This is a genomic window from Bremerella alba, from assembly GCF_013618625.1.
Taxonomy (GTDB): domain Bacteria; phylum Planctomycetota; class Planctomycetia; order Pirellulales; family Pirellulaceae; genus Bremerella; species Bremerella alba.
Map to the genome: position 1 here is coordinate 425,917 of NZ_JABRWO010000002.1, position 16,561 is coordinate 442,477.

Genomic DNA, 16,561 nt, shown 5'->3' on the forward strand with positions numbered 1-16,561 from the left:
TCACTTTCCAAGCATACTCGTTATGCAGGGTTTTTAGGCGGGACCGGTGGCCGAGCTTTCTTCGGCAGTCGCAGACTCCGAAGTCGCGTCGTCCGTGGTAGGTTCGGCGGCGGGAATTCCATATAGGATAATCGCCAACGCGACCTCTGCCAAAAGCCACGCTACCCGCAGTAGCACGGCCGAGACCACCGCGACCACCGGACCAAAGGCCGGGGCCATCATTTCCATAATCACATATTCACGAACGCCCATACCACCAGGAATGGGCGTCACAAAGCCGACCACCATCGCCAGGCAAACGGTGGCGGCCAACAGCGGGAACATCGTTAAACCACCGGCCATCTGCGGATCGGCATCCGGAATACTCGCCATCGTGGCGAATAGACTGCCCCCCAACAAGGTCCAACCAATGATGTTGGCTCCCCAGCCCCAGGCCATCGTCGGGTAATTCAATCCGGCCAGCTTCTCTTCAATCTCGGGGTTGATTCGCGAGACCTTCAAAAACAAGACCACCGCGCGAAACACCGGAGGCAACGTCACAAAGCTGGCGGCTAAACCAATGCCAACCGCCGTCCATAACAGCAGTTGCTGCTCGGAAAACCAGATCGCTATTAATAGGGCGCCGTAGACAGCACCGACAGCAACCATGGTCAACGTTTCGGCAAAGACGGCCGTGGCGACCACGGATCGTTGGAGGTTCTCGCCTTGAACTAAGGAAGTTCGCAGCACGACCACCAACGCCTTGCCCGGAACGTACTTCCCCAGGTGGCCAATAAAATAAGCTCGCACCGCACTAAAGAGACGCGGCTGCTGCTTCATCGCTTTCATCAAGCGGTACCAGAACAACCCCATCGGCAGGGTGCCCAGCAGGTACAGCATGCCAGCAATCACAATCCAAGGCCAACGAAGTTCTTCAAAAGAAAAATTTTGTTGCTGAACTTGGTCGATGGCTTTTTCTATATTTCGCCATATCCCCCAAGCAACCAGAAGCATCACCACGAGCTGAATTGCATTCATCGCGCGGGACTTCCACACCCTACTTCCCTTCGCAGGTGCATCGTCCGGGTAATCTGGGCTTTCGGGGGAAACCAAAATGCGGTCTCTGACGGCATTGATAGCGGATGTGGATAACTTGGCGATGATAGTCTATCGCAAACGGCCTGCGAACCCCAAGGACGTTTCGTCCGTAGTGCCATACCGACCAAGAGATAGGGAATTCTCCTCGCGGCTATGCTTGCGGCAAGAATGCTGTCAAATGTCGCTTTCCCGTTTCCGCAATAACAGTTACGATTAGCGGCACAAGTTGCATGATGCACGTGCTGTGCGAGGAGTATGAAACTGTGTACGCCGCCTGCTTAATTATTACATCCGCCGTTCTTGGCGTGGATTTCGGCTATCAACCCACCGATGGGGGCCAGCTGGAATACATTATTCAGATTGAACCTGAAGCGATCGAAAAGCTCAGATCGGGCGAAGCGATCCAGGTCGGTCTTCCTCCGAACGTGCAGCGCGTTCAGGTCTTTCGTGTCCAAGTCGGAGACGCAGAGCTTCCGAAGATTCTGCCCACGGCCTACGAAGAGCCCGTCAACGAGAAGACCAACCCGATCGGATTGATGCCGACCGAGTCTCCTAAGTTGACCGCTCCGCCAGAAACGACTTCTGCGGCCGACAGCAAGCCCACGCTCGGGGAGGAACTCGCGCAATACGTACCGCGTTCGACGCGCACGCTTCCCTCTGGTGCGACTACGCCCAACCCAACCAATACCCCAGCAGCCAACAATACGGCTGCGAGCGGGAGTGGACAGCCACCTATCCCCGGTGCGGCAGAACGCTACGGCGGAGCCGGATCTTCCGCGTCGCGTTTCTCGGTCCCCAGCACGCCTGGTAGTCCTTATAACGCCGTACAAACAAGCGGCACGACACCACTCGGCTCGGTACCCACTCCTGGCACCAATACCACCGGCAGCAGCACAGCTGGAAACACGGCCGGAAACCCAACCGGCAGTCAGTTCGGTCCCGGATCGACCAACACCACCGGCAATACGACGCCCAATAACGGTTCCACGGCCACCGGCGCAACTAACTGGAGTGCCGCTGCTCAAAACAATGGCGCCACCAACAACACCGCCACAAACCAACCAAACTCCGGCACCAATACAACCAATGGTGCTTCTAACCAGTACCGGTTCAATCAGACCACCAGCGGCAACAACCAAAGTGCCCCTGACCTGATCACGCCTACCGATACCAGCGGCTGGGCCTCGAACAATGGCCAGAACAATAACGGCCAAAACAACACGGGATCTACCTACGGAAACAATCAGGGCAATACGGGAACCGGCCAGAACAATCCGACCGGCGGCAATGCATCGCCACCCAATAGCAACTACCCCAACAACAACGGAAGCCAACAGCCACCGAACTATGGCAACCTGGCTGGCAATAATAATTCAGGCACGGATAACTCCTGGACGTCCGGTACCTGGAATTCCAACCAGAACAACGGTACCTCGGCTCCTTTCAGCCCGATGCCCAATATCCCCAACACGGGGCAGCCGCCGCAAAACAATCAACAGCCTATCTACAACAACCAACAACCGCCGGCCAATTACAACAATCAGCAGCAGCCTCCGTATAACGGCAACTTCGTAAACAACGGTTACCCTCAGCCGCAGTACAACAACGGCCAGAACCCAAACTATGGGTACAACGTCCAGGCACCTTACTACCCGCAGGGGTACCCTGCCCCACAGCGACCGGTCGCGCAAGTTGCCTATAATGATCCGGCCGGCACCGCGCCTCCAGTTCAGCAGCAATCACCTACGACACCTAAAACCACCGATGCTTCTGTTTCGGAACCTGCCGAACCGAAAGAAGCGAAGGAACCCGCAAGACAAGAAGGCGAGTCCCTTCCTTCCTGGTGGCCGTTTTTGGCCTTCGGCTTCCTACTTTCGTTCTGTGCCAACGGCTACATGTTCATCATCTCGCAAGACTTCCAACGTAAGTATCAAGACTTGCTGGAAGACGTCCGCGACCTGCGGACGATGTCGAACGACTAACCCGACATTCAAGCAACACGCTGAAACAAAAAGGCCCTCGAAGCGATCACTTCGAGGGCCTTTTTTTGTTTCGACGATCCGAGTTGCCGCTTCTTAGAACGGCGCTTCGTCGCTGGTCGACTCTTCTTTTTTCTCGGCGGTCTTCTTGGTAGCCGCTTTCTTGGTTGTCGACTTCTTTGCCGCCGTCTTGGTGGCCGCCTTTTTCTTAGTCGTTTTCTTTTTGGCGGTCTTCTTCTTGGTGGCCTTCTTAGTCGTCGTTTTCTTGGCGGCTTTCTTTTTCTTCTTCTTCGTGCCCCCCTTGGCAGCCCGTTCGGCGAGAAGCTGCAAGGCCACCGGCATCGTCAATTCTTCCGGTGAAGTTCCCTTAGGAAGCGAAGCGTTCGACTCGCCGTCGGTCACGTAAGGGCCATACCGACCGTCCATCACCTTAATGATTTCTTCGGTCACCGGCGACTTGTCGAGCGTCTTGAGCGGCTCTTTCGGAGCACCTCGACCACCGCGTGTTTTTGGCTGCGCGAGAAGTTCGAGGGCTTTATCCAGCTCGATATCGATCGGCGAAATCTCGGCCGGTAACGAGCGGGTTTCGTCATTCCACTTCACGTAAGGACCGAAGCGGCCATTGTAGGCCACAACCGGTTTCTGATCGTCCGGGTGTAGGCCCACTTCACGTGGCAGCGAAAGCAGCCGGATCGCTGTTTCCAGGTTCACGTCGCCGGCGTTCATCCCTTTGAGCAGCGAGGCGTTCTTCGGCTTCTCGTCGTCGTCGGTCGATCCCATCTGAACGTAAGGGCCGAAGCGTCCCGCCTTGAGAAAGATCGGCTTGCCCGTGTCGGGGTGCTCGCCCATCGGCTCGTCCCCTTTTTCGGACTGTTCGAGAATTTCCATGGCCTTGGCCAGGTCGATCTCGTCCGGCGGCAATTCATCGGGGATCGATCCGCGACGCTCGCCTTGTTCGACGTATGGTCCGTAGCGGCCCACGCGAACGAAGACCTCGTCGCGATGCTCGCCTTCCTCCGGAGTTCCCAAAGGAATCGAGTTCACCGTCCGGGCGTCCACGTCTTTGATGCGTTCCTCGATTACTTGCTTCAGGCCGTGATTTTCCTCGCCGAAGTAGAACGCTTTCAAATAGGCGTTCGCGTCGGCTTCTCCACGGCTGATGCTGTCGAGGTCGTCTTCCATCTTCGCGGTAAAGTCGTAGTCGACCAGTTTCTCGAGATGGGCTTCCATCAGTCCGACCACGGCAAACGACGTCCACGTGGGAACCAGTGCGTTCCCCTTTTTGAAGACGTATTCGCGACGCAAAATCGTATCGATAATCGAAGCGTAGGTACTCGGACGACCAATCCCCATTTCTTCCAGGCTTCGCGTTAACGAGGCTTCGCTGAATCGGGCGGGCGGCTGGGTGGTGTGGCTCTTCGGGTCGAACTCTTTGGCATCGACGCTCTGCCCGACTTCGACGGCTGGAAGCAGCGACTCGCGATCGGCCAGTTCGGCTTGAGGATCGTCCGATCCTTCGACATAGGCCCGCAGAAAACCGGGGAAATCGATCGTCTTACCACTCACATAGAAGACCGCTTCGCCACCGCCGATGTTGATCGAAATACGGTGCCCGCGAGCATCGGCCATTTGGCTCGCCACGGTCCGCTTCCAAATCATCTCGAACAGCTTGAACTGCTCGGCGCTCAGTTCACCCTTGAGCGCGTCAAGTTTTTGGAATTCGTTTCCGGCAGGTCGAATAGCCTCGTGAGCCTCTTGGGCATTTTTCACCTTCGAGGCATACACGCGGGGCTTCTCTGGCAAATAGTCTTTGCCATACTCGCTTTCAACCAACTTGCGCGAGGCGTCGATCGCAACCTGAGCCAGGTTGGTCGAGTCAGTACGCATGTAAGTGATGTAACCATTTTCGTACAAGCTTTGGGCAACCTGCATCGTTCGCCGAGCCGTGAAACTCAGCTTACGGTTGGCTTCCTGCTGCAAGGTACTGGTCGTAAACGGCGCGGCCGGTTTGGTGGTATAGGGCTTGTTATCGAGAGTGGCGACCGAGAAGTCAGCACTTCGGATGCGTTCCAGAAGCGACTTGGCCCCCTCTTCATCGAGCAGCAGCAAACCTTCTTTGTTGGCCTTACCGGTCGTCGTGTCAAAGTCGCGTCCCGAAGGAACCCGCTTGCCGTCGGCTTCTACCAGGGTCGCTTCAAAGGACTGCCCCCCGGCTTCAAAGGTGGCGACCAGGTCCCAGTAGGTCGCTGAATGAAACGCCATCCGGTCGCGTTCGCGCTGCACAATCAGACGCACGGCCACACTTTGCACGCGGCCAGCAGACAGTTTTGGCTTGATCTTCCGCCAGAGCAGCGGCGAAACCTCGTAACCGTACAAGCGGTCGAGGATGCGGCGTGTTTCCTGGGCCCGAACCATTCCATCGTCGATGGCCCGCGGGTTCTCGAGCGCTTCGGTGATGGCCGTTTCGGTAATTTCGTGAAAAACGAGCCGATGCACGGGCACTTTCGGCTTCAAGATTTCTCGCAGATGCCAACTGATCGCTTCCCCTTCGCGGTCTTCGTCCGTCGCGAGGTAAAGTTCGTCCGACTCCTTGAGAAGCTTCTTAAGCTTGGTGACCTGTTGTTTCTTATCGGTCGGAACGATGTAGACCGGGTCGAAATTGTCGTTGACGTTCACCCCCAGGTAGGCCCACTCTTGTTCCTTGTATTCCTGAGGGATTTCCTTCGCACCTTTGGGCAGATCACGCACGTGGCCGATCGAGGCCTCGACGAGGTAATCCTTACCCAGGAACTTAGAAATCGTCCGGGCCTTGGCTGGGGATTCGACAATTACCAAGGCCTTCTTGCTGTTACCCGATTCCGCCATGAATGATCCAATACAATGCGACGAGTGTCGTTCCGCCGAGGGTGCTTTTGCTTGACGTGAAAACTGAGGTGCTTCGGTGTAATGTTCTTATCTGCCAAACAGGCACGTCAAATTTAGCGTTGAGCCATACGCTTTCCGCCAGACGAAAAATCGTTACAGACGGCGCGATTTTTTTGGAAACTCAGCGCAAATCCTGAAATTTTGGTGAAGCTTTCCCGTGCTCCGCAATATTTGCGACAATTAGCCCTAAAGGAAAGCCTCGGCTACGTTTGCGGGCTCTGATTGGGATTGTACAAACCACAATTGCCCCTACAATCGTTCGAATTGTTCATTCCCGCAAAGCATCAGTAGTGCGACTTGGCTCTTAATGTCAAGGGGGCGGGACATTTTAACACCCCACCGGCGGCTCTAGTTTTCGATAGGCGACAATGGCCACTCCGTTTAAAGTTTTCCGCGACAACCAAAAAATCTTCATGGTCGTTTTTGGTGCCCTGTTGATGGTCGCCTTCGTCGTTCTGCCGTCCGTTTTGCAGCCCGGCTTTTTCGGGCAGTCGAACGACCTAACCCGCGGCGAAGTCTTAGTCGTCGTCGACGACGAAGAACTGTATCGCCCAGACATCGACAATCTCGTTAATAAATACGATACCGTCGGACGCGTCATGGCCGAAGCCATCGGTCAATCGCTTATCCTACAGGGTTCGCCCAAAGCGCCTATGCCACCTATCCCAGGTGTTCGCATTGTGCCGGCCACCCAACAGAACCCGGGTGGGCCTCAGTATCAGCCCGTCGGTGCGGAAGAAGCCGTGCTGTATTATGCCTGGGTGAAGAGAGCAGACGAGCTAGGCATGGTGGTCGACGACGAGTCGGTTCGCGAGTTCATGCGTGAAACGTCCGGCGGTCGCTTGAGCGATTACGACTACAACGCCATTCTCACTTCGGTAACCGGTGGCGAAGGCCGCGGACTGAACTACGACTACTTCTTCGAGATGCTCCGCGAAGTCTTGACGGCTCAAAAGCTTCAGGCTTTGGTCTTCCGAGACGGTCGGGTTGTCACGCCAGGTTCGGCCTGGGTTGCCTACCGCAATTTGAATCGCACCATTTCGACCGAAATGTTCCCGGTCTCTTCCCAAGATTTCATGGAACAAGTCGGCAGCCCCGACAGTGCTCAAATCGAAGAGCTCTTCAATAAGTACAAGCACCAGCCAGCCAATCCGGCAATGAACCAGATCGGTTTCTTGCAAATGGATAAGCTCTCGCTGGCATACGTAAAGGGTGACATCAACAACTTCGTCGAAGCCGCCAAGGCAGAGATCACCGACGCAGAGATCGCCAAGTATTACGAAGAAAACAAAGATTCGTTCCGTAAACCGGAATTACCTTCGGCCGAGCCGGAAGCCCCTGCCAGCACGCCTGACGCGGCTGCCACGGATGAACCTGCCCCAATGACCGAAGAGCCTGCGACCGAAACTGCTACCCCCATGGAAGAAGCGAAAGAACCAGCTTCCGAGCAGCAACCGGCCGAAGAAATGAAAAAGGAAGAAGCACCTTCCGAAGAACCCAAAGAAGAGTCTCCAGCCGAAGACAAGCCTGCTGAAGACAAGCCTGCTGAAGACAAGCCTGCTGAAGACAAGCCTGCTGAAGACAAGCCTGCTGAAGACAAGCCTGCCGAAGACAAGCCTGCCGAAGACAAGCCTGCCGAAGACAAGCCTGCCGAAGACAAGCCTGCCGAAGACAAGCCTGCCGAAGACAAGCCTGCCGAAGACAAGCCTGCCGAAGACAAGCCCGCCGAGGAACCGGCCGCGGAAGACTCTTCGCTGAACACCCCTTCAGGCAACATTCAATTGGTCAGCTTCCTTCAGGAAGAAGAAGACGAGAAGCCTGCCGCAGAAGAAAAACCAGCGGAAGAGGCTCCGATGGAAGAAGCTAAACCGGAAGAAAAGCCGGCCGCAGAAGCTCCGATGGCCGATCCGGCTTCGGAAGCACCTGCCACCGAAACGCCGATGGCAGAAGCTCCGGTCGCGTACAAACCACTCTCCGAGGTGCAGGATCAAATCCGTACCCGGCTCGCGCAGCCGATCGCTCAATCGCAAATGAGCGAAGCGTTGTCCGAGATGCGTGGTGTGCTGCAAGCCAAGTACGAAGAGTTCCGCTACCTCGAAACGAAGTCGACCAAGTCTCCTTACGACACGGACGAAATCGAACGCTTGGCGACGAGCCTGGGTCTGTCCTTCGGGGCGATGCCACTTTCCGACTACTATGCCGCTTCGCAGTCGGCCCTGGCCGCAGAAGCCGTCCACGTCGACTACACGTTCGACCAGGCTTCCGGTCTACGGACGATCAACCGCTCGATGGTGGCTGAAGCGTTCCAAACCAATAGCCCTCTCTTCCAACCGCGTCTCTTTCCTGGAGCTTCGCAAAGCTCGATGATGTTCCGCCAGAACGTCCAGGCAGAGGTGCAGTACGTCTACTGGAAGACCGAAATGACCAAAGGCTACGCTCCTAAACTGGAAGACGTGAAAGACCAGGTCATCGAGGCTTGGAAGCAACAAGAGGCCTCGAAGCTGGCCAAAGAGGCCGCCGACAAGCTGGCCGAGCAGATCAAGTCGACCGAAGACCTGAACAAGGCCGCCACCGAGCAAAAGGCCGAAGTGATCGTGGCTGAGAACATCACCTACTTCAATCAGCTCTCGGGGGGCCAAGGCCTCTCGTTGGGCACAATCCCAGGTGTGGACGATGCCAGCCAGATGACCATGGAAGCCCTCTTTAGCACTCCGCTAGAGAGCAGCACCGTGGCGCCCAACGCAGGCGAAGATAAATACTACGTGGCATTTATCAATTCCGAAGCTGAAACCAACGAGCAGCTTCGCGGAAACATGCTGGCCTCCATCCAAGGCACCCTTCCCGCCAGCGTTTCGCAGTATGCGTCGCAGGAAGAAAACATGGTAACGCGAGCCATTCTGCTCGACTTCTTCGACCCCAAGCGTGTCGACTGGAAGATCGATCCAATGGACCTCAGCTCGAACTAGTAAACGCTACCGCTAAAAAATAAGGGCCGGCAAATTTGCCGGCCCTTTTTTTATGGCGTCTGCGATTAACGCACCCGCTTGAGCACAACCGTTGCCAGGGGTGGCAGACGGAACTGGATCGAGTGCTCGCGGCCATTCCAATTCACGTTGTCGGAATGGAATTCGTCGGTATTGATGACGTCGCTACCGGCGTATCGCGAGTTGTCCGAGTTGAAGACTTCCTTGTAGGTGCCTGGCAGCGGAACACCCATTCGGTAATCGTCGCGTGCGTTGGGCGTGAAGTTGCACACCACCACGACAAAGTCTTCCGGATTCTTGCCTTTGCGGACATAGCTGATCGTGCTGTTCTGCCAGTCGTTGCAGTCAATCCACTCGAAGCCCCCTTCTTCAAAGTCGACCTCATGCAGGGACGGCTCGTGAACGACCATCGCATTCAGGTCAGAAATTAGCTTCTGCATCCCTTGGTGCGATTCCCATTCCAGCAGATCCCACTGCAAACCGGCTTCCAGGTTCCATTCGTTCCACTGACCGAATTCGTCCCCCATGAAGATCAGCTTCTTGCCGGGATGCGTCCACATGTACGAGTACAACAATCGCAGGTTCGCGAAGCGTTGCCACATGTCGCCAGGCATCTGATCGAGCAGCGAGCCTTTGCCGTGCACCACTTCATCGTGCGAAAGAGGCAGCACGAAGTTCTCGGTGAACGCATAGATCAAGCTGAACGTCAATTCGCCGTGATGATGCTGGCGGTGAACCGGATCCTTCCGCATGTAGCGAAGGGTATCGTTCATCCAACCCATGTTCCACTTCATGCTGAAGCCCAAGCCACCGTCGAAGGTCGGCCGCGAAACGCCGCCCCAGGCCGTCGACTCTTCGGCAATCGTCACCACGCCAGGATGCTGCAGGTGCGACTGTTCGTTGAATTCCTTGAGGAACGAGATCGCCTCGAGGTTTTCGCGTCCGCCATATTCGTTCGGCAACCAATCGTCCCCTTCGCGACTGTAATCGAGATACAGCATCGAAGCGACCGCATCCACGCGAAGACCGTCGATGTGGTACTTGTCGTACAGGAACAATGCGTTCGAGACCAGGAAGTTGCGAACTTCGTTACGGCCATAGTTGAAGATCAACGTGCCCCAGTCAGGATGCTCGCCCCGGCGAGGATCGGCGTGCTCGTACAAAGCCGAGCCATCAAACTGACGCAGACCGTGATCGTCTTTCGGGAAGTGGGCCGGCACCCAGTCCAAAATCACCGCCAGGCCATGCTGGTGGCAATAGTCGACAAAGTACATGAAGTCTTCCGGGCTACCGTAGCGGCTTGTGATCGCATAATAGCCAACGGTTTGATAGCCCCAGCTTCCGGTGAACGGATGCTCGGAAACCGGCATCAGCTCGATGTGCGTGTGGTTCTGCTCTTGGCAGTACTTCACCAGTTCATGAGCCAGGTATCGGTAGTTGAACCAGCCGTGATCCTTTTCCAGGTCTCGCTGCCAGCTGCCCAAATGGACTTCGTACACCGACATCGGCTTCGACAGCTGATCTTCGTTGGCACGACGCTCCATCCACTCTTGGTCTTTCCACTGGTGGATGCTCAGGTCGGCCACAACCGAAGCCGTACGAGGCGGAACTTCCGCGGCGAAACCATAAGGATCGCACTTGTCCACAGCGCGACCATCCTGACGAACGCGATACTTGTACTTCTCGCCGGCAGCCATCCCAGGGATGAAGATCTCCCAAATGCCGCTGCTTCCGATGCGGTTCATCTGATGGCTACGGGCATCCCAGTCGTTGAAATCGCCCACTACCGAAACGGCTTTGCCATTGGGGGCCCAAACGGCGAAGTTCACGCCGGTCACGCCGTTGACGGTGCGCAGATGGGCACCCATCTTGTCGTAGGAATTCCAGTGCTTGCCTTCACCCAATAGGTGAATGTCAAAACCGGTGAAGTACGAAGGAAATGCGTAGGGGTCGTGCAATGTTTTCATCTGGCCGCTTCCGCCGTCGACTCGAAGTTGATACTGGCCTTTTTCCGTAACCCCATCCATGGGACACATGACTTCAAACAGTCCGGCCGGATGAATCATATTCATCGGCGTGCTCAGACCATGCCCTGGATGGAACAACCAAGCTTGTTCTTTTCCGGGCAGGTAGGCACGAACCGCCGCGGATTTATCACTGCCCGAGTTTTCAACCAGGTGAGGACCCAGGAAACGACTCGGATTGTCGGAACACCCGTCAATAATATCTGTTATTTTACCCAAACTACCAGTAGTATGCACGTCCTACTCCTTGCCGATGCCGCGGTCTGTGGATGATTTTTGTGGGGGGATGCTTATCAATAATTGCTGGTTGAAATTGGCTTAAGCACACGTAGCCAATGCATTTAACGTCGTTCTACTCTCGATTTCCTGTTGGGCATTTCGCAGTGCCATCTGAATATCGTCGACCAGCGAAGTTTTCGCAGGCCACTCGTCGGCGGAAGGATTCTCCGTCAGCAACGAGCGGCAATATTTGGCCGAAATACGATGAAACTGGCGAGCGTGCGCGACACGCGACCATAAGTCTTGATTGCGAACAGCCACACGACGCCCGAGACGCTCGATCTTGAAACCCTGATCTTCCCAGGTACACAGACCATGGCGGATCCCATTCAAGATGTAGCGTGAAGGGGTCAAAAGCATCACGCGGCCTGGCTCTGGGATCGCTTCCAAGCCACGCACGACTGCCAACAGCGCCACACGGTCACCGAAATGATTCACTTCAAAGTCAGACTCGGCAATTTCAAATTTGCGGTCGGAACTCCGCAAAACAAACTGCCAACGTCCACCTTCGATGTCACTTCGCGAGCCGGTTGCGAGGAGATATTGGGGAGTACTCTCTCTCATCGGTTCTCTTCCGGGGGGATGGAATAATCGTCATAAGTGGTCGCCGACGCATCAGCTGCTAGCAAAACTGGCTCCCACGACTTGCTTATCGGCAGGGGCAACCTACGCACACCACCTTATCCAATCGTTTTTCTTTACCTTTTCTTCCCAGCTTCAATGACTAGTTCAGGCAAATCGGGTTCCGCTGCGATCACGTTGCCTCGAAAGTATGAGAGAAGATCTGCTAAAATCATGCCGACCACTTCTAAGAGCGAATCCGTGAAAGCGGAATCGCTGGCGGCGCAAACGAGAGGCTCGTCTCTCGCGCGAACCCTAAACTGCCATTGGAAGAAAGGACCTACGCCGTGGAAGATCGTGAAGTGTTCGAATGGTTGCGTGAGAAGATTTCCCAGACTCGGGGCATCCGTCCTGAAAACGTTCGACTAGAAAGTTCGCTCGCAGAAGACCTCGTGCCAGACTCGTTCGAGTTGATCGAGCTGGTTTGTGCGATCGAAACCAAGTTTGGCTTTTCGATCAATTACGATGACTTTGCCGACATCCAGTCGGTAGGCGACGTCGTGAATTACATCCAACATCACGGCGCCGTTCATTAATAACTTCCTCCCCAGAAGAGACACCTTGATATGGCTGCCAAGAAGATCCTGATGCTCGTCGGAGATTTCGTAGAAGATTACGAAGTCATGGTCCCCTTCCAGATGCTGTTGATGGTCGGCCACGAAGTTTCCGCCGTCTGCCCCGATAAGAAAGCGGGCGATACCGTCGCCACCGCCATTCACGATTTCGAGGGGCACCAAACCTACACCGAAAAGCCGGGCCACAACTTTGCCCTCAACGCAACCTTCGCCGAGATCGACGCCGCTTCGTTCGACGCGTTGGTCATCCCCGGCGGCCGCGCTCCGGAATACCTGCGATTGAACGACAAGGTCCTCGACCTCGTCCGCCACTTCGCCGAAAACGACAAACCGATCGCCGCGATCTGCCACGGCCCCCAAATCCTAGCCGCCGCCGGCGTGCTGCAAGGAAAGAGCGTCTGTCCTTACCCAGCCGTCGGCCCCGAAGTCACCCTCGGCGGCGGCAAAAGCATCCCGCCAAGCGATACGTTCGACAATGCCCACGTCGACGGCAAGCTAGTCACCGGCCCCGCCTGGCCAGCCCACCCAGCCTGGATCCGTTCGTTCCTGGAAGTGCTCGGCACCAAGATCGAACCGTAGGCAAGCTAGGCCCGCAGATACCCTCCGATCTTTGGCACCAAGTCTAGTAGGGCCCCTCGCGGGCGCGGGTCGCGAAGCGGGCACCCGGCATCCAACCCCCGCCCGCGCGAATCTTAAAAAATTTTCATTTGAGCACTATACATATGCTACACCAGGCTGGTATATCTAAATCATGTCCAGGGGACGCTTCCCCGGCACCATGCCTATTTTCTTTTTAGGCATACGAAAAACAGTACCCAGTTCGCTGCTGTATAAGCAGCAAAACGTAGGGCCCCGCGCGAACGCGGGTCGGACGCCTGGTACCCGCATCGCGACCCGCGTTCGCGCGGTGCCCAACTAACCCAACACCACACAAGAGCACCGTTATGTCCCATCACCAGGAAACACCTGAAAAACACGAACCGAGCACCTCTGCCGCTGTTAAACCGAACCAGTATCAAGCCAAAGAACGCGGTCCACCCTAACAACCCGCCCCCTTACCTAGGGTAGGGTGCGAGCAGAGACGCGAAGCGGAACGTATCGCACCAAATGCGGTCTCCATCCAATAACAACGCGACAACGTTGTGCCTGGTGCGATTCGCTGCACTGCTCAGCACCCTACATCAAAACAGGCCTCTCATCTCTTGTCCCCTCTCCCTCGAAGGAAGAGGGCTAGGGCGAGGGATTCCTGAACAACATTTAACAAAGACCACAAGAACACGTCTCGCATCGCACAAGAAATCCGTGCGCGCATGCGTTGCCAACAAGCGAAATGCCCCCGTCACCCTAACCCTCTCTGTGCGAGTACGGAGGCGAGGGGACCAAAGACTGGGATGGCAACGCGACAACGTTGTGCCTGGTGCGATTCGCTGCGCTGCTCCGCACCCTACATCAAAACAGGACTCTCTTCTCTAGTCCGCTCTCCCTCGAAGGGAGAGGGGACAAGAGTGCGGATGCGCAATCCCCCAACACAACGCCCATAACAACGTGGGCACCCCAATCCATTTTTTTGAAAGCAAGACCACCATGTCCGACACTACCCAACAACCAAACCCAATCACCACCACCATCCCGAATCGGTCTATCGAAACGCCGATTGCGGATCGCATGCGGCAGCTCTTCAATCGGCTGCAGGAAGAGCTACGTTTAAAGCAACAAGAGATTGACCGACTGCAGCAGGAACTTGATCACCGTCCCGAGAAAGCCCCGGCCAGCGAGCAGCGGTTGCGGCGAACCAAGCGAAGCTCGATCCAAAAGGTGCCTTTGCCGCGGCGAGAGAATTCGGCCCATGCGAGCCAGCAGAAATCAGGCGGGTCAGATGGCTTCGCGCAGCGGCATCGTTTGCCGGGCAGCCAGTTCCATCTGGGCGAGAACGCCGCGCCAGTTGCCCGGGTTGCCAGGGGTGATGCGTCCCAAGACGCGGGCCGCGCTGGCTCCGGTCAAATCAGGCAAGTTGCCACTGACCTGGTCGACATGCAGCGAGGCAAAGATGGCGGCGATCGAAGCCCCGACCGCGCCCGAGATCCAGCCACGCTGAACTTCGGTCGTCACCGGGACGCCAGGAAACTGGTCGGCAATTTGTTGAACCAATTTTTCGCGGCGGGCACCACGCCCCAGCACGATGATTTCGGCGAATTCCGGCGAACGCGGAAAATGCTCAGCGATTGCCTGATGAATTGATTCGGTCCAATACGACTCCATCGCATGATTCAACGTGACGCTCGATCCCAGCAGCTGCGGCATCTCTTCCAAGATGCCGTCGACGATCGCTTGCACTTGATGCGGAGAATCGGCCGAGACCTTTTCAATCGCGAGCCGCGAGAGCAGATCGATCAGCTCCGCAGTATGGACCTGGCTGGCACTTGGCTGCGGCTCGCAAAGGCTTTGCAGCAGATGCAAAAGGGCGAAGCCTGGGCCGAGTTGACGGTAGACAATCGACGGAATGGGGCGATTTTTTCGCCGGGCCGGCAAGTAGAACAGCTCGATCGAGTGATCGAGCCGCACGACAACTTTGGGCCGGGCACTGACCGAATCGACCGCTTGAGTTAGCAGTAGCCACATCGGCAGAACGTCCAGACCATGGGCGCTGCCTCCCTTAGCAATGTCACGTTGCTCGAAGTGATCCATCACGGTGATGCCGGTCGCTTCGGCCAGAATCGCCGGATCGCCGATCGAGATTGCCGAGCCGGTCTGCTTCCAGAATTCGCGGCCACAAACGGGACCGCGCTGACCAATCGCCGTTACCTTTTCAGCCGAGACACCGCATGAATTCAATAGGCGTTCGACATTGACCACTTGTAGTTCCGAGACAAGCCGCGAGACCATGCCAGGCAGCTGCGTACCCGTGGTGAGCCCTGCCCCGCCCTGTTCGAGCATCGCGCGAACATCCGGAGGCGTGCGAACATTTAGCTGGTGGATGACATCGAAACAGGCATTGAGCCCTCGGCCGTCCACTTTCAGAATTGCCGCACTCACGAAGCGCGAACAGGGAGTCATCGCGGTGCCCACAAAATAGCGCCGCGCATGTTCCACGAAACTCGATAATCCGAGCGTTTTCGAGGGCATCCCTATCCCAGCGAAGGAGTTTGAATGAGCTTTGAAGAACAAAAAGGGAAAGCAGGAACCAAAGGCCTGCGGTTCCTGCTTCCCTGTGCTGAACGTGCGTTTCTGATCGGACTAGGCAGTAGCCACACGGAAATTGCCAGTCTTGACAGCGACGACGCCTTCGACGAATTCTTCAAAAATACGCTGATCCAACGCCGAAGCCGACTCGGCTTCCGGGTGGAACTGCGTTCCGATGGCGAACCAATCTTCGTGCATCGACTCGATCGCTTCGATCACACCGTCAGGGCTACGTGCCGCAGCGATGAAACCAGGAGCCAACTCGTCGATAGCCATGTGATGGCTGCTGTTCACGCGAACTTCGCCATCACCAAAGATTTTTTCCATCAGGGTGCCAGGAGTAACGTCCAGTCCATGGCGGTGATGCTTGTCGATCGTGTCATGATGCGGCAAGGCCCCCGGCAGGTCTTCGGGAATGTGCATGAACAAGTTGCCACCCATGGCAACGTTGAGCAATTGCATACCGACCCCAATACCGAACACCGGCAGTCGCATCTGGGCGATCATTTTCATCATCGATCGGTCGGCTTCTTCGCGACGCGGCTCCATCATGCGGATGGAAGCGTGACGCATGAACCCGTCCCGATTAGGATCCAAATCCGGACCACCAATCATCACCACACCGTCCAGCCGCTGCAAAACAGCTTGCTGGTCTTCCGCGGTGGCAACCGGTGGAAGGACCACAGGAATCCCGCCTGCCGAAATCACTGCATCAAAGTATCCGGCAGAGATAAAGGAGAATGCTGGCCGATCATGGGTAGCATTCCGAAAGTTGGCATTCAAACCGATTACAGGTTTGTTAAACATCTGGGGACTCCTCGGGCGCGTCATGCGCTCAGTAAACGAAGATCCTCCCAAGGCTTGTTTGATCAACCAACTTCGGCTTGATCCAGGTTAAAGAATTTGCGACAAGTGCC

Annotated in this window: 10 protein-coding genes; 4 read left to right on the top strand and 6 right to left on the bottom strand. The window is 56.1% G+C overall.

The annotated features are described in order from the left end of the window. Window positions 1–33: 33 nt before the first annotated feature. Window positions 34–1,035 (bottom strand): lysylphosphatidylglycerol synthase transmembrane domain-containing protein, encoded by a 1,002-nt coding sequence (locus HOV93_RS04900; RefSeq protein WP_207395346.1) that lies wholly within the window; start codon window positions 1,033–1,035, stop codon window positions 34–36. 305 nt (window positions 1,036–1,340) lie between these two features. On the opposite strand from HOV93_RS04900, the gene HOV93_RS04905 reads away from it, so the two are divergent. After that, window positions 1,341–3,059 (top strand): hypothetical protein, encoded by a 1,719-nt coding sequence (locus HOV93_RS04905; RefSeq protein ID WP_207395347.1) that lies wholly within the window; start codon window positions 1,341–1,343, stop codon window positions 3,057–3,059. A gap of 93 nt (window positions 3,060–3,152) precedes the next feature. Here the strand turns inward: HOV93_RS04905 and topA are convergent, their stop codons facing one another. Continuing rightward, window positions 3,153–5,921 carry a type I DNA topoisomerase gene (topA, locus tag HOV93_RS04910; protein ID WP_207395348.1) on the bottom strand — a complete coding sequence of 923 codons (2,769 nt, stop codon included), beginning with the start codon at window positions 5,919–5,921 and terminating at the stop codon, window positions 3,153–3,155. Between the two features lie 428 nt (window positions 5,922–6,349). On the opposite strand from topA, the gene HOV93_RS26690 reads away from it, so the two are divergent. Continuing rightward, window positions 6,350–8,947 carry a hypothetical protein gene (locus HOV93_RS26690; protein ID WP_235989821.1) on the top strand — a complete coding sequence of 866 codons (2,598 nt, stop codon included), beginning with the start codon at window positions 6,350–6,352 and terminating at the stop codon, window positions 8,945–8,947. A 65-nt stretch (window positions 8,948–9,012) separates the two neighbouring features. Here HOV93_RS26690 and glgB read toward each other — a convergent pair whose 3' ends face one another. Then, the gene (glgB, locus tag HOV93_RS04920) at window positions 9,013–11,226 is read right to left on the bottom strand and encodes a 1,4-alpha-glucan branching protein GlgB (protein ID WP_207395349.1); all 2,214 of its coding nucleotides are present in this window, start codon (window positions 11,224–11,226) and stop codon (window positions 9,013–9,015) included. An 81-nt stretch (window positions 11,227–11,307) separates the two neighbouring features. Then, on the bottom strand, window positions 11,308–11,832 hold the full coding sequence (locus tag HOV93_RS04925; protein WP_207395350.1) for an RNase H family protein: 525 nt from the start codon (window positions 11,830–11,832) through the stop codon (window positions 11,308–11,310). 344 nt (window positions 11,833–12,176) lie between these two features. On the opposite strand from HOV93_RS04925, the gene HOV93_RS04930 reads away from it, so the two are divergent. Next, window positions 12,177–12,425, top strand: a complete 249-nt coding sequence (locus tag HOV93_RS04930; protein ID WP_207395351.1) for an acyl carrier protein — start codon at window positions 12,177–12,179, stop codon at window positions 12,423–12,425. A 30-nt stretch (window positions 12,426–12,455) separates the two neighbouring features. Beyond that, the gene (locus tag HOV93_RS04935; RefSeq protein WP_207395352.1) at window positions 12,456–13,043 is read left to right on the top strand and encodes a DJ-1/PfpI family protein; all 588 of its coding nucleotides are present in this window, start codon (window positions 12,456–12,458) and stop codon (window positions 13,041–13,043) included. A 1,293-nt stretch (window positions 13,044–14,336) separates the two neighbouring features. Here HOV93_RS04935 and HOV93_RS04940 read toward each other — a convergent pair. Next, window positions 14,337–15,518: an anhydro-N-acetylmuramic acid kinase gene (locus tag HOV93_RS04940; RefSeq protein WP_207395353.1), complete on the bottom strand. Its 1,182-nt coding sequence runs from the start codon at window positions 15,516–15,518 to the stop codon at window positions 14,337–14,339. 180 nt (window positions 15,519–15,698) lie between these two features. Then, a complete protein-coding gene (locus tag HOV93_RS04945) occupies window positions 15,699–16,451 on the bottom strand; it encodes a gamma-glutamyl-gamma-aminobutyrate hydrolase family protein (protein WP_207395354.1) in 753 nt (250 codons plus the stop codon). Window positions 16,452–16,561: the final 110 nt, after the last annotated feature.

Coding starts and splice junctions, on each gene's coding strand:
- topA (WP_207395348.1), bottom strand. CDS start 5,921: ATGGCGGAATCGGGTAACAGCAAGAAGGCCTTGGTAATTGTCGAATCC.
- HOV93_RS26690 (WP_235989821.1), top strand. CDS start 6,350: ATGGCCACTCCGTTTAAAGTTTTCCGCGACAACCAAAAAATCTTCATG.
- HOV93_RS04925 (WP_207395350.1), bottom strand. CDS start 11,832: ATGAGAGAGAGTACTCCCCAATATCTCCTCGCAACCGGCTCGCGAAGT.
- HOV93_RS04935 (WP_207395352.1), top strand. CDS start 12,456: ATGGCTGCCAAGAAGATCCTGATGCTCGTCGGAGATTTCGTAGAAGAT.
- HOV93_RS04940 (WP_207395353.1), bottom strand. CDS start 15,518: ATGACTCCCTGTTCGCGCTTCGTGAGTGCGGCAATTCTGAAAGTGGAC.
- HOV93_RS04945 (WP_207395354.1), bottom strand. CDS start 16,451: ATGTTTAACAAACCTGTAATCGGTTTGAATGCCAACTTTCGGAATGCT.